General features: G+C 44.3%; 10 protein-coding genes and 1 pseudogene. 5 read left to right on the forward strand and 6 right to left on the reverse strand.

The features are described 5' to 3' along the window. Positions 1–171: 171 nt before the first annotated feature. The gene (locus tag VB740_RS32330) at positions 172–1,434 is read right to left on the reverse strand and encodes a flavin monoamine oxidase family protein (RefSeq protein WP_323203915.1); all 1,263 of its coding nucleotides are present in this window, start codon (positions 1,432–1,434) and stop codon (positions 172–174) included. A gap of 186 nt (positions 1,435–1,620) precedes the next feature. On the opposite strand from VB740_RS32330, the gene VB740_RS32335 reads away from it, so the two are divergent. Then, a complete protein-coding gene (locus VB740_RS32335) occupies positions 1,621–1,788 on the forward strand; it encodes a hypothetical protein (protein ID WP_323203916.1) in 168 nt (55 codons plus the stop codon). A 137-nt stretch (positions 1,789–1,925) separates the two neighbouring features. Here the strand turns inward: VB740_RS32335 and VB740_RS32340 are convergent, their stop codons facing one another. From VB740_RS32340 to VB740_RS32350, 3 genes are all read right to left on the reverse strand, one after another. Continuing rightward, positions 1,926–4,268, reverse strand: coding sequence for an ATP-binding protein (locus tag VB740_RS32340; RefSeq protein ID WP_323203917.1), 2,343 nt, complete (start codon positions 4,266–4,268; stop codon positions 1,926–1,928). Positions 4,269–4,432: 164 nt separating this feature from the next. Next, positions 4,433–5,356: a hypothetical protein gene (locus VB740_RS32345; RefSeq protein ID WP_323203918.1), complete on the reverse strand. Its 924-nt coding sequence runs from the start codon at positions 5,354–5,356 to the stop codon at positions 4,433–4,435. A 370-nt stretch (positions 5,357–5,726) separates the two neighbouring features. Beyond that, entirely contained in the window at positions 5,727–7,838 is a 2,112-nt protein-coding gene (locus VB740_RS32350) for a M3 family metallopeptidase (RefSeq protein ID WP_323203919.1), read from the reverse strand. A gap of 356 nt (positions 7,839–8,194) precedes the next feature. Here VB740_RS32350 and VB740_RS32355 point away from each other — a divergent pair, with 356 nt between their 5' ends. From VB740_RS32355 to VB740_RS32365, 3 genes and pseudogenes are all read left to right on the forward strand, one after another. After that, on the forward strand, positions 8,195–8,869 hold the full coding sequence (locus VB740_RS32355; RefSeq protein WP_323203920.1) for a Uma2 family endonuclease: 675 nt from the start codon (positions 8,195–8,197) through the stop codon (positions 8,867–8,869). A 337-nt stretch (positions 8,870–9,206) separates the two neighbouring features. Continuing rightward, positions 9,207–10,163 (forward strand): hypothetical protein, encoded by a 957-nt coding sequence (locus VB740_RS32360; RefSeq protein ID WP_323203921.1) that lies wholly within the window; start codon positions 9,207–9,209, stop codon positions 10,161–10,163. A 9-nt stretch (positions 10,164–10,172) separates the two neighbouring features. Next, a pseudogene (locus tag VB740_RS32365) lies at positions 10,173–10,295 on the forward strand (IS630 family transposase); the annotation flags it as partial. Between the two features lie 489 nt (positions 10,296–10,784). Here VB740_RS32365 and VB740_RS32370 read toward each other — a convergent pair. After that, a complete protein-coding gene (locus VB740_RS32370) occupies positions 10,785–12,605 on the reverse strand; it encodes an ABC transporter ATP-binding protein (protein WP_323203922.1) in 1,821 nt (606 codons plus the stop codon). Positions 12,606–12,693: 88 nt separating this feature from the next. Then, the gene (locus VB740_RS32375; RefSeq protein ID WP_323203923.1) at positions 12,694–13,494 is read right to left on the reverse strand and encodes a DUF6816 family protein; all 801 of its coding nucleotides are present in this window, start codon (positions 13,492–13,494) and stop codon (positions 12,694–12,696) included. Between the two features lie 118 nt (positions 13,495–13,612). Here VB740_RS32375 and VB740_RS32380 point away from each other — a divergent pair, with 118 nt between their 5' ends. Continuing rightward, complete coding sequence (locus VB740_RS32380; RefSeq protein ID WP_323203924.1) at positions 13,613–13,951, forward strand: carbon dioxide-concentrating mechanism protein CcmK; 339 nt, start codon at positions 13,613–13,615, stop codon at positions 13,949–13,951. Positions 13,952–14,066 lie beyond the last annotated feature (115 nt).

Genomic DNA, 14,066 nt, shown 5'->3' on the forward strand with positions numbered 1-14,066 from the left:
AAACACTTGTAGAGACGGCGATTTATCGCGTCTCGAAAACCCAAAATTTTTGCCAGTAGCCCTTAACCCAAGCGTATTGACCTATAGTAAGAATTTCGATCTGAGGGTACATTCCTTAGCTTTTAAATATTTACCGCAATGATCTGTAAAAAAGTATGAAAAATCTGCGTTTCATGTAATCACGAAAGCCGAAATTTGCGCTGCTGCTCGTTGTCCACTGCGAATGGCTCCCTCCATATAGCCACAATATTCAACGGGAGCGCTATGTTCTCCTGCAAAAATGACTCGTCCAGCAGAGTACGGTAAGTCAGAGCGCCAGCTTTTCAAGTCTCTAGGAGCAAAGTAGCAGTAAGATCCTTGTGACCAGGGATCAGCACTCCAGTCATGAGTTGCAGTTGCAATCGCTTTGGGAGCTTTTGGCTTAAGCGTGGATACTGTTTGTTGTGCTAATTCAACAGAGTGTCCAGCAACATTTCGGCTAGGTGTCCCACTGCTTGTACAAGCAAGAATTCCGGCTTCACCTGGCTGAGTTACGGTAGATTCCCAGACCGTTTGATAAGGTGTTTCTCCCACGACTAACCCCCAACTGGATTGCTGCCAAAAACGGTTGGAGTACTGAAGTAAAGTCTTAATCGATACCCCATAAGACAAGTGAGCGATCGCCTCTCGCTGTGCCTCTGTAAGCGGAACTTCAATAGACAAATGGCGCAAAACACTCCAGGGAATTGTGACAACAATCCAGTCGGCAAATACTTCCACCTGTCCCTGAACCGTTTCTAAACTCACGGAAATGGTTTGTTCTTGCTGCTGAATCCGCCGAACTGGGGTATTAAGATGGATGCGATCGCCCAAAAAGTGAGCAAATGACATTGCAAGTTGACTACTACCACCTCGAATTCGCAAATTGCGATCGCCCGAAGTTCCACTGTAAGCAAAAAAGCCAACTCCAATCGCCTCCGGATCGGCAGCATACAGTCCATAGGATTGCTGACGGACAACTTTACAGGCAAAAGGATCAGTGGAGTGTGAGGTGAGCCACTCGGCTAACGTTTGGGCAGGATCGGCTTGCTGTGTCAACAATTGGTCTAACTGCTCATACAAATCATTTAAGGAAGCTTGCTGTTGAGCGGTCAGCGTTTTTTGAGTAGAGAAATTACCATCAATGTAATAGCAGATGTCATCTGGAAACTTAAAGGCAGGCTCAAGCTTGAGGTTGAATTGAGTGGCATAGGATATCAATGCAGTATGGTTATCATCGACAAACTCTGCACCTAATTCGCCATGCTGTTCTGCGCCAAGAGAAACCGTTTGGACTCTTCCTCCAAATCGCTCGCGGGCTTCAAACAGTTGCACATCAAAGCCAGCACAAGTGAGTTCATAAGCAGCCGTCAATCCTGCCAACCCAGCCCCAACTACAATTACTCGTTTGCTCATAGGTTGTGATTATCTTGCTGCATACCATCGCTCAAATTGAATCAATTGTCTTTCAAATTTTGAACGGCTAGTTTACAGATTGTGTTTTTTCTTACGAAATTAATGTCTCATACTCTGTTAAGTGTCTCTTCTATCTACCGGAGTGTTATTCTTCAAGTTCGATTGGTATTACAAAAATAAGGTTTTTTGACAATTGTCAATGCCAAACTGATTAGGGAGTGCATTGAAGATCAGTCTTGGGAAATGATTGACTCACTATTAGAAGGCCGGACAGATGAATTTAAATCTAGTGTTTGGAGCGTCTTGACCACAGAGGAGCGCAAGACTGTTAAGCAACTTAAACCCAAAGTCTAACTTCTACACCAAGTGGGAGTAGTTGCAATACGGTTCGGTTAAGGCAAGAGACGCGATTTATCGCGTCTTTGCGATCTAGGGCGTGTCATCAAAAAACCTTATCCGAACCGTATTGGGAGTAGTTGCGTTGTTTGTACTTACCGTTTAATTTTTTCCACTAGGCTAGCGACTACAGCAGCCAACTGTGTTGGTTCAATCGGTTTGGGGAAGTGTGTTTGATAGCCACAGGAAATCGCCTTGAGCCTATCTTCTTCCCGTGCAAAGGCTGTTACCGCTACGGCGGGGATTTGTCCACCTACGTCAATCTCCCACTCCCTGACTTTTCGGATAAAATCATAGCCGTCCTCTTGTGGCATACCGATGTCGCAAAGGATCACGGTAGGTTTCCAAGCTAAGACCTCTTTTAGTGCTTCTGCTGCACAAGCACAGGCACGCACTTCTGCTCCCTGCTCCATGAGTACTGCTGAAACGAGATATCGAGCGTCAGGTTCGTCATCAACTACTAACACCCGCACATCCTGAAGACCGTGCAGGCTTTTGTATGGTGAAAATGTGCCATCGGCAGATATCATCGGTGGAACGCTAATGCTGTCCCGGCGGGCAATCGAGGGAAGTCTAATAGTGAAAGTTGCCCCCTTGCCCTCACCATCACTATCAGCCCCCACTGTCCCACCGTGAAGCTCGACTAAGTGACGGACGATCGCCAGACCTAGCCCCAAGCCACCAAACTCCCTTGTCGTTGAGCCGTCGGCCTGGCGGAAGCGCTCAAAGACGTATGGCAGGAATTCTGCCTTAATACCCACCCCAGTATCGCGCACTATAATTTCGACAAGTGAGTTAGTCTGCTGAAGCTTTACTTCAACCAGCCCACCCTGAGACGTGAATTTAACCGCGTTCGAGAGCAGGTTCCATAGTACTTGCTGAAGCCGATTTTGGTCTCCTAAGACAGGTTCCACATTGGCAAGTTGTAGCTGTAAATCGATGCCTTTAACTTCAGCGGCGTGGCGCACCGAATCGAGCGCATTGACGATTACGATCGCTAAATTTAGCGGCTGTGGTTCGAGACGGAGTTTCCCAATGATGATCCGCGATGTATCGAGGAGGTCATTCACCAGTTGTGCCTGTGCTCTAGCGTTCCGCTCGATGGTAGCGATCGCGTGCTGTGTCTTTTCTTGGTTAAGCTTTCCAGCACGTAGCAACTGGGCCCAGCCGAAGATGGCGTTAAGAGGGGTTCTGAGTTCATGCGAGACGGTAATTAAGAACTCGTCTTTGAGGCGGTTAGCGGTCTGGGCCTCAGCCCGCGCTGCTTCGGACTGCCTTAAGTGTTCGTCCCGCTCACGCTCTCGCTCTTGAAGAAGGTCAGCTGAAAATTCTAAGGCTTGGCCTAACAAGGCTACTTCCTTAATAAATGAGGGACTGATGCGCGGATATTCACCTTTGGCAAGTGCTTCTGCGGCACAAGCAGCCGAGGCTATGCCCTGAGAAATCCACTGCGAGAGGACGAGAGCGCCCACGCCACTTACCACAAGCAACGCCAAGCCAGATCCAACAACGAGCCACATCGCGCGGTGAGCTGGACTTTCAATAACTTCAATGGGAACGACGAGGGCGGTCGTCCAATTAGAGAAATTGGCTCGCCTGAAGGCAACGTACACTGGCCTTCCCTCCAAGGTGGTCTCGCGGTAAATTCCCTCGGTTGTTGACGCGATTCGCTTCAGAAAAGATGGCGTACCCCGTTGCCCCACAAAGCGCTCAGGATTGCGAGTCCGGGCTACAACAACACCCTGACCGTCAACGACAGTACGTGTCCACTCTCCATCCATAGGTGTCTGAGCCTTGGCGACGCTAATTACTGCTTCTGAGGTGATGAGGGCGGTAAGTACATACCGTAGCTTGCCGCCGCGTATTACTGGAACACGGACGGGGAAAGCCCATTTTCGCTTGAGACGTGCCAAGGCGAGATAACCCACTGTTGGCTGGCGCGTTTCGACAACACGTCGCACACTTTCAGGCTCATTCGCCAAAGGTAGTGAAGTGCCAAAGGTACGAAAGGTATTCAAAACCTGTCGTCCATCAGGCGTTAGGAGGATCACACTTAACCAAGTCGGCTGCGTCTGCACTGTGCGCTCCGCCTCGTTATAAAAGCCTTTTAAATCACCTTGGTCAAGTCGATCAGAGGCTGCCAGTGCTTGGAGAGTCCTGGTTGTGCTGGAAACTTCGCGCTCTACATTTTCGGTGAGATTGCGTGTCGCTAGAACCAAGCGGCGCTCTGATGCCGCACGCTCCTTGAGTGAAAGTTTGTGTACAACAGCAACAGCAAAAAGTACAACTGGGAGTAAAGCCCCTGCCACGAGTAACACAAGATGCCATTTAAGAGGCAGCGTGCGTCTGCCGAAAGCAATCAAGCCATCATTTCTACTTGTTTTAGTCCAACCGACTCCCAAGTGTGAGAGGAATTCGGTCTTATTTAATCTTGTCACGCTCTTTTTGCTAAAAGCACACTAAGTTATTTGTGTGCTGTAATCATTGGATTATAACTACGTATTAATTTTGTACAAGTGATAAGTAAGTTGGCGTAAATAATTGTTGTTGGGATAAGGGAATAGGCAATAGGGAATAAGCGTGCTGATGCTACTGACATTTTTCAAGCTTTTTCAGTCCCATCCTGATCACGGTTCTTTTTGAGAATTGGTTTTTGCACTTGTTTTTGCACTTGATGGCTACGCTCTTGACGATCGCTATTGTCTCTTGGCTTCGCTGTGGCTTGATACTTTTTGGACTCTTGCAGCACTGTAGCTTTATCCTTTTTGGATGCTTTGAGAAATCTGGGTGCAGTTTCCTGGGGTGGAGCTAATAGCGCCACAAAAGCAAAAACATCACGCCCTGGTAAAAATTTTGCTTTTAGGGTGACAAATGCTGGGTGTCCTTGGTCTTCTTTGGGCGCTTTGGGATTAAATCTGAAGGGGCGAAGGGGTGCATCTTTCCATAGCATTGGTACATGGCTAGCCTTCATGAATTTCACCTTGCGGGCTGGCTCGGCTTGCTTAATATATTCCAATCTTTCACGAGTAAAGTTGCGGAAAACAGAAATGCAGGGAGTAGGGCAGACGGGAATAAACTGCCACAGTCCTGAGAATTTAAACTCCAGATCATCTAATTCCCCTGAAACTGTCTCTTGTTCTCTCCCCCTGTCAAAGCCCACTAACTGAAAAGCAATTTGATGGGGTTCCTCTTTACGCGGAAAATGAATTGCTTTTGGATAAACCACCAGTCGTTGAGTTAGGTTGCCAGTAGTTTCTATTTCTTTGGTGAGAGCGTCAAATACTTTGCGTTTTTTGGGAATAGAGAAAAGTGGGTATTGAGAACGACCGATAGTAATAGTGTTTTTCCCATCCTCACCTAAGTTCACCTCCCCAACAATTATCCCAACAGCTTGGAATATCGCAGATGGTTCTGCAATTTCAGTATGCGGCTCGGTATCAGGATTTACTTCCTCATCAAGAGATGGGGTTATTAGTGGAGTCACAGCCTCATTTAGCTCATTGGGAGTAGGTTCAGTAGATGGCATAATTGTTAGTTTCTTGTTCGAGTAATTATTATTTTTGGAGCCACTGTCGGTAGACCAAAAAATGAATGAAAGTTGACGAAATAATAATAAGGGTTTCAGACGATGCTTTTAGACTTTCCATCACGACTATAAGCGATCGCTTTGCTATATTCGTCTATCTATAACAGAGATACTTGAAAGGTAGATTAGAAACTAATTACAGCAGATGGTGTTTCCAACTGCATTCCTTTTAAATTCTGACTTCTGACTCCTGGGTGCTGAATTCTTACACTACAACTGATATTCCGCAGCTTGGCGATCGCTAAGGATTGTTGGTAAAAATTTGATGCGAGTAGGGACGTTGCAATGCAACGTCCCTACAAACATGTGTTTAGTTTACAGCAGCACTGACTAAACCATTGTGTCTAAGCAAAGCGATCGTACTTGGTTCACGACCGCGGAAAGTTTTAAACACCTCCATCGGATGCTGACCGCCACCAAGTGCTAGCACTGTATCCCGATAACGCTGACCTGTAGCTTTTATAGCTTCTTCATCTTCTAGCCCAGCTTCTTCAAAAGCGGCAAAAGCATCAGCACTCAGTACCTCGGCCCACTTGTAACTGTAGTAACCTGCGGCATAACCACCCTCAAAAATATGTCCAAAAGCACATAAAATTGAATCTTCTGGAAGTGGTGGTAAAACGGTAGTAGTCTTAGCTATTCGATGACGCACATCTGATGGAGTTTCATTACCACCAGCGCGATAACGGTAGTGTAGCTCTAAATCAAGACTGCTCAGGTGAATTTGCCGCAACGTAGCAGATCCACTCATATAATTACGCGCCGCTAGCAGCTTTTGATAATAATGCTCCGGTAGGGCTTCCCCGGTTTCGTAATGCTTCGCCATTCCAAAGAAAGTGGGTCGCTCATAACACCAGTTTTCCATAAACTGACTAGGTAATTCCACTGCATCCCATTCCACGTTATTGATGCCTGCGGCTCCGGGATAGTCAACCTTGGTAAGCATGTGGTGCAATCCATGACCAAACTCGTGGAACAAAGTCTCTACTTCATAGAAAGTCATCAAACTAGGCTTACCATCTACAGGAGGGCTTTGATTACAAACCAAATAAGCTACAGGTAAGCGGATAGTAGTCACACCATTTTCAGTGATTTTGCCCCGATTGATGCACACATCCATCCAAGCACCACCGCGTTTCTCAGACGGACGGCTGTAAGGGTCTAAGTAGAAGTAGGCTATAGGAGAACCAGTTTCGTCAGCAATTTGGAAATAACGGACATCCTCATGCCATACTGGCGCTTGACCATCGGCAGAGATGACACTGACACCAAACAGCCGCTTGACTAGCCCAAATAAGCCGTCTAACACTTGGGGAAGAGGGAAGTAGGGACGCAATTCTTCAGCGGTAAAGGCAAATTTTGCTTCTCGTTGGCGTTCTGCCCAAAAGCTGATATCCCAGTGTTTTAAATCCTCAGCTTCTGCTGCTTTCTGTGCTGCTGCAAAAGCTTTGAGTTCTGCCAAGTCTTTGATAGCAGCATCATAACTAGCGCGGCGTAGTTCTTCTAATAGGGCGTTGACTGCCTCAACGTTGGGAGCCATTTTACTAGCTAGGCTCAATTGGGCAAAACTTTTAAAGCCTAGTATATCTGCGAGTTCTTGGCGCAACTTCAAAATGCGCTCAATTAAGGGGTTGTTATCCAAATCCCCACTAGAAGCGCGGGTGATATGAGCTTTGTAGAGCTTTTCGCGCAAATCTCGACGGGTACTGTGCTGCATGAAGGGGCCATAGCTGGGGAAGTCCAAAGTAATCCGCCAGGGGCCATTTTCTGGTGTGGCATTGCTTTCGCCAGCTGCACGAGCCGCTTGGGCTGCTAAACTCACTAAGCTTGGTGGTAAACCGTCAATTTCCGCTTGTGTTGTTAGGGTTAAGCTAAAGGCTTTAGTGGCATCAAGTACATGGTTAGAGAATTTGGTAGAAAGTTCTGCTAACTCCATTTGGATGGCGTTGAAACGCTCTCTTGCCTCTCCTTCTAAGCCAACACCAGAAAGTTCTGCATCTCGAATAGCGGCTTCTACAATGCGCTGTTGGGCTAATTCTAAGGTTGCCCAACTATCACTGGTGCGGAGTGCCTTAAAAGCATTATAGATAGGTTTGCTTTGACCAAGCTTGTTGATAAATTGTACAACTAGTGGCTGTACGATTTCATGAGCTTCGCGCAGTTCTGGGCTATTTTTAACACCCATTAAATGATTCACTACCCCCCAACTCCAGGTAAGCCGTTCTGTCAGCTTTTCTAAGGGTTCTACTAAACCACTCCAAGTAGGCTGTACATTAGACTCTAAGGTGGCAAGCTGCTGGTCAAGTTCTGCCAACAACTGATTGAAGGCTGGTACTACTCGTTCTGGTTTAATCTCTGCAAAGGGAGGTAAACCAGTGCCTTGAAGTAGGGGATTGTCTGAAATAATGGTACTTGCACTCATGGTTTTGTGTGAACTGCGAACGAATAAAAATCAACAATGATTTTGATTTATATATCTTCTAATGTAGCGATCGCTGTGCTGAATAATCTTGCCATTCTGACAAAAAGGCAAAAAAAGCGAGAATTACTCAGAAAATTATTTTAATACAGCTATTTTGTTTGGTTTATGAACAATATCTGGCGGCGTGACAGTTCCAGAAATATCAGCAAAAGCCTCTGAGATAATATAATCATGCACCCATCCTCTTAATCAGGTAGCTAATTATGACCGAAGCAAAAAATGATACGCAGTAACTAAATTTATTTATGGGGATTGTTAATTTTGAATTTTGAATTTTGAATTCGGAGCGAAGCGACGTGACTAGCCTCTTACCTAGTTCTCAACCAACAGAAGTTTTTTACCCAAGCTCGGATGGTGAACCTTTGGCAGAAAGTTATGTTCATTTATGTGCCCTACTGGCAACTTTAGAAGTATTGAGGCAATATTTGCTCGATAGGCAAGCAACGGTTTTGAGTAACCAGTTTCTTTATTATGCTCAGGGTTTTCCGAGATTACGGGTAGCTCCAGATGTAATGGTGATTTTTAATGTTGCTCCTGGAGGCCGGGATAATTACAAGATATGGGAAGAGGGACAAGTACCTGTAGTAATCTTTGAGATGACCTCGGAGGGCACTAAAAACCAGGATACGGGTTTCAAGAAGACGCTGTATGAACAGTTGGGGGTACTGGAATACTGGTTATTTGATCCCAAGGGAGAGTGGATTAAGGAGCAATTGCAAGGGTATCGGCTGCGAGGCGAGGTGTATGAGCCAATTACAGATAGTCGATGTGAACCTTTGCAGCTGCGCTTGCAAGTAGAGGGGCAACTGATTGGTTTTTATCGAGAAGACACTGGGGAAAAGTTGCTAATTCCAGAGGAGTTGGCAGAGGCGCTGAAACAGGAAAGATTGGCGAGGGAACAAGCCCAGTCACAGGTGGAAAGGTTGAAAGAACATTTGCGATCGCTAGGTGTTGATCCTGATGCTATTTAGCCATAGAGCAAGCGATCGCTCTTGGCAGGTGTTTTGCCCGATCGCATAAGCAAAGGCGATGCCTATGGCGGGCTACGCCTACGCTAAAAGACATCATCATGTACTATGTCAAACAGGTAGCTCGTCCGCCAGCATGAACGTTATCCTGAAAGCCAAGTTTCAGCCAAAGAATTCTACGCTTTCAAGATGCGAGAGTGTCAAATTAACTTAGTGCGATGAGCGTTCTTGCCGAAGCGAAAAGGGAAACTCTATATTTATGATTTTATTTGGCAACTCATCTTTTTACTCGTAAAATCGAAAACAAGATCAAGGTCAGTAGAAAAGAGTCCCTAAATTAATGAATACGTTAATCAGTCAGGGTGGAAGAGCTATCACTAAATTTGAGATGGTAGACCGGATAAATGATATCGTTTGGCAAGCTCACCAAGGTAGCGTTGCTGCGATTATTCAGCTATTGAACGAAAAGCTAGCCAAGTCTGGTGTCAGAACTAGAGCCATTTTTTCTGATGGTGTCTTACAACTTCTGTGTGAGGCGGCTAGGGTAGAGCAACTTGAGCAATCTTCCCTCGTGGAACAAATCCAGCAAATCCTTAATTCTATTGCCCCGCGTCACATTCGCCGAGTCAATATCAACAGTCGAATTGTTCGGGAGCAACAATTACTGTGGTTAAAGGAAATAGATAATGATCGCGATAACCAATTGCTTTGGTCACAGGAAATTGCATTAATTCAGCCCAATATTGTAAAGCAACTAATTAAGGATTTTACAGAAGCTCAAGCTGAACTAGGAAAACCAAATTTCCCTAAAACTCCAGTCTCTCGTCCTTTAGTACTTATTAACAAAGAAAAACACCAAAACAAACCTAAAACAAAAACATTAGTAGCGGCTGGTTTATGCTCACTATTGCTGCTAAGTTGGGTTGTTTATGCCCAGTTAGGTAATCAACTGAAAAACCTAATGCAATTAGAAACCTCCAAATCTTTAACTACAGAAAATCCTAACGAGAAGAAAACCCAAACTCCATCGGGTAATCCTAACAATAGCTTTTCTGAACTATCTGATGACCCATTTGCAGTCTCTGTGCGAATTGCCAACCAAGCTTCTGCATCTGGTAAAACAGCCACAAGCTCAACTCAGTGGCTAGAGATTGCCGCTAGGTGGCAACGGGCTTCAGATTTAATGGGCACGGTACCACAAACCCACAGCCGTTATCAGGAAGCTAAGATTCGGACTCAACTATATAAGAAATACAGTGAGGCGGCCCAGAATGAAGCCGATAAGAGCAAATCTTAGTTTAGCGAGGAGCATTATTGGAAAGCAACTCCTGAATACATCGAACTGTTATTAAAAACGGTTGATAAAGAACCATTAGATTTCGGTTATGAATTTGGTAGATGGACGGCAGAGAGATTAGCCACATATTTAATCAGAGTAAGCGAGGATTAAGTTAAGTAGCTCTCAAGTGACTTACTTTGCAATTTAAATGCCGATTAGCTTATACATTATGACTGGTGGCTCAGAATTTCCAGTGTGGTACAAAATACTGTTGGGTACAATTGGAAAAAAGTCGATCTTATTAATAATAAGGTCGACTTTTTTCAAGCGGATTGATTTGTGGGAACAATCTAAAATCCGGCGCAATACTTCTCGGTTAAGGGGAAAAGGGGAAAGGGAAAAAGGGAAAGAAAAAACCTTTAACCCTTACCCTTTACCCTTTACCCGATTCCGAGTTAAAAATGCTTAACCGAAAAGTATTGAAATCCGGCGTTGCTGATTCCATGTATGAAAATGATTTTGCATAATACCAAAATCCTTGTAGAGACGTAGCACTGCTACGTCTCTACATCCAGATTCATACTTTAATCCAGCAAGCCTAAAATCCAATATCCAAAATGTGAAAATGTGTATTCTCGCCTAACTCAGGAGTTCTCCTGTTTCTTGCAGGGAGTGTAAGCGGCGATAAATACCCTCGTGACGCAAGAGTTCGTCGTGGCTACCGACTTCTACAATCTTTCCTTGCTCTAGAACGACAATTTTATCGGCTTCTCGCACTGTGCTTAGACGGTGGGCAATTACGATGGTGGTGCAAGTGCCTTGAATCGATCGCATCGCTAGCTGAATTGAACGCTCAGATTCATAATCTAAGCTAGAGGTGGCTTCGTCAAAAATCAGTACATCTGGTTCCACTAACAACGCCCTAGCAATTCCCAACCGTTGTCTTTGTCCTCCAGATAACCTGACACCTCGTTCCCCCACGACGGTGTAATAACCTTTGGGTAAATGCTGCACTACTTCATCGACTCTAGCAATTCTACAGGCTTCCTGAACCTGCTCCAAAGTGGCATTTGGTCTGCCGTAGGTGAGGTTATCCAATATAGTACCGTTGAAAACGTCTACTTCTTGGTGAACGATCGCTAATCTCCGTCTATACTTACCCACATCTAAAGTCCGAATATCTTGACCATCAATCAGAATTTGACCTTCTTGAGGTTCAAAATATCGCAACAGCAATTTCACTAAAGTCGACTTACCAGAACCGGAACGCCCTACTAACGCCACTGTTTGGTATGGCTCAATCAACAAGTTAATATCTTGCAAAACTTGACGCTTGGCATCATATCCAAAACTGAGGTGTGATAACTCAACTTTTCCAGTAAATTTATAAGGTGATTCTGTCTGGTTGCTCTCTTCTAAAAGACTAGCTGAATCAGATGCAGTTGGCTCTTGCAAAAATTCGTGAAACCGCAGCATGGGAGAATAACGACGGGCAAAAACTTCTGCCAAATTACTAATAGGTTCTAATTCGGCATAAGCCATGCTAGAAAGAGTTAAGGTCATGACAAAGTGACCGAGAGAAATTCTCCCATCTAATGTTGCTGCTAAAGTCAAACCCAGAATTGTAAATACGCAAAACTGAATTACAGTCCTTTGCCAAGTAGCCAGTATCGTATAACCTTTGTGGATGCGCTGCTCAATCACCGTTAGTTCACGATCTAAACGTTGCTTTTGCCGTTTCAGTTCCCTAGCTTCTCTAGCAAATGCTTTCACTGTTTTGATATTAGTGATCAATTCGGAAGTACGGCTTTCGGTATCCTCTCCGTATTTATCCAAAATAGTTTCGTGCCCAATCAACCGTTTTAAATCCTTCAAAGTTAAGCCAAGGATAACTACAAAGGAGATTAGATATAGAACTGCAATTCGCCATTCAATCACCAAAATAAACAAGAAAATTCCTAGTACACGAGCTAGTTTAGGAATCAACTGTCCGGCAACTTCAGGGTAACTAAAAGTGTGGTTAGAAATACCTCTTGCTATTCTTCCAGCAATACGTCCGGGGTTATTTTCATCATAAAATTCGAGTGGGAGAGTCAGAATTTTTTCTATGGCTGTTTGGGCTTTCTCCCGACGCACCCTTAAAGGTATATCCCAATGAAACCAAGTGCCTAACCACGGTTGTGTTGGCGCTTTCACTACGGTGACAACGAAAATTAAACCCAGTAAGACACCTAAAGATAGAGTTTTATTGACTGGGTAATTGGTGATGTTTGAAAAAGTTGCGATCGCACTTTGAAGTGGTTTATCTAAAGGCTGATTAGACAAAACGTTTAAAATCTGCCCGATCGCGTAAGGTACAGCTAAATCAATAACTTCGTAAATGCTAGATGCTGTAATACTGAAAAGACTAAGCTTCCAGTAAGAATGAAAGTAATTAACAATATCTTGAAATTTTGCCATGATGCACACCGTCCAAGAGCGCGATCGTAAACTTGGAATTTATATACTACATTTGTATTACAAACTAGTCAAGGGCTATAGATTTAAATCATTCCTTTGGAGTAGTGGGCATTTCTGTGGGGACAAATTCTAGATGATAGCGATAGAGAGCAACTGGTCGAAAACCAGCTTTAAAGTAATCTGGATCTTGGGGTGAAAGATAAACAGCGGTAACTTGATCTGCTTCAATCGCCGAATTAGCTGTTGGAAGTTTATGATAAGCGGTGGTAGATTCTACAGAGTTCAAATAGGGGCGTGAGCCGCCTTTAAATAATTGTTGAAACACTTCTGTGGTGATGAACTTGCCATCAGGGGTAGTTTCTGTACCCCGTGCAGTCACAATGGAAACTAGTTGGCGACTGCTACGTAAGAACGTAATCTGACGATTAGGTGAATCTGGATCTACTTTGACTAATAAAACTGCTTCATCTCCTAAATAAGCTTTTGCCAAATTCAAGCTATTAAACGCTCTATCTGCGACAACAATTGGGGATTGGTTATTTAACCGAGGTAATATTTTTAACCCCGAAAGATATGGTTGCTCTTTGACAAATCTGACTACAAAACTCACAGGCTGATTTAATTGTCGGCGATTACCTTCAAACCCTGGAGTTACTATATCTGGTGCCAAAGGCGCAGCCAAATCTACCAACGTACTTGTAACTTGCCAAGAACCAGCCATCCATTCAGGGTAAACTAAATCACCCGAAGCGGGTTGCACTGAAGTTAATTTTTCCCATTGAGGAAAATTTGCTAACCGTTCAGACAACTCTCCTGCAAAAGCATCGCCACCCCACAGAAGGAATAAAAGCAGCAAGCAAAAACTCCAAATCCCCTTGATTATAAGCATTAGCAGTTTTGTATTTAACGTTTATTATTTATCGATTAAAAATTAAGTAAGTTTCTATAAAAAATTGAAACTTTGTAGTATGATAATTAACCCTGAATTTCCAAATTATAGTTATAGCATGACATTGGCACTAGGCATGATTGAAGTTTATGGCGTTCCCACAGCAGTGGAAGTGGGAGATGCTATGTGTAAAGCTGCCCGTGTAACTCTTGTTGGTTATGAAAATACGGATTTGGGGCGAATTACCGTGTTAATTCGGGGGGTTGTGGGCGAGGTGAATGTGGCGGTGACAGCAGGGCTAAAGGCGGTGCTGCGAGTTAACGGTGGCGAGATGCTTTCTTCTCATATTATTCCCCGCCCCCACGAAAATTTAGAATATGTTTTACCGATTCATCGCAGCGCTAATGTGGAGCAGTTCAGTGCAGATATCCGATTTCCTCCGCCCTTATCAGTTTAAGTAAGTCGGCACAATAAATCCAAATTATATGAAGAAAAATGAACTAAGCTAAAACCCTTATGCCTATTGCCTATTGCCTATTGCCTTATCCCAACGACAATTATTTACGCCAACT

This window comes from Nostoc sp. UHCC 0251 (assembly GCF_034932245.1).
In the GTDB taxonomy this organism is placed as follows: Bacteria; Cyanobacteriota; Cyanobacteriia; order Cyanobacteriales; family Nostocaceae; genus Nostoc.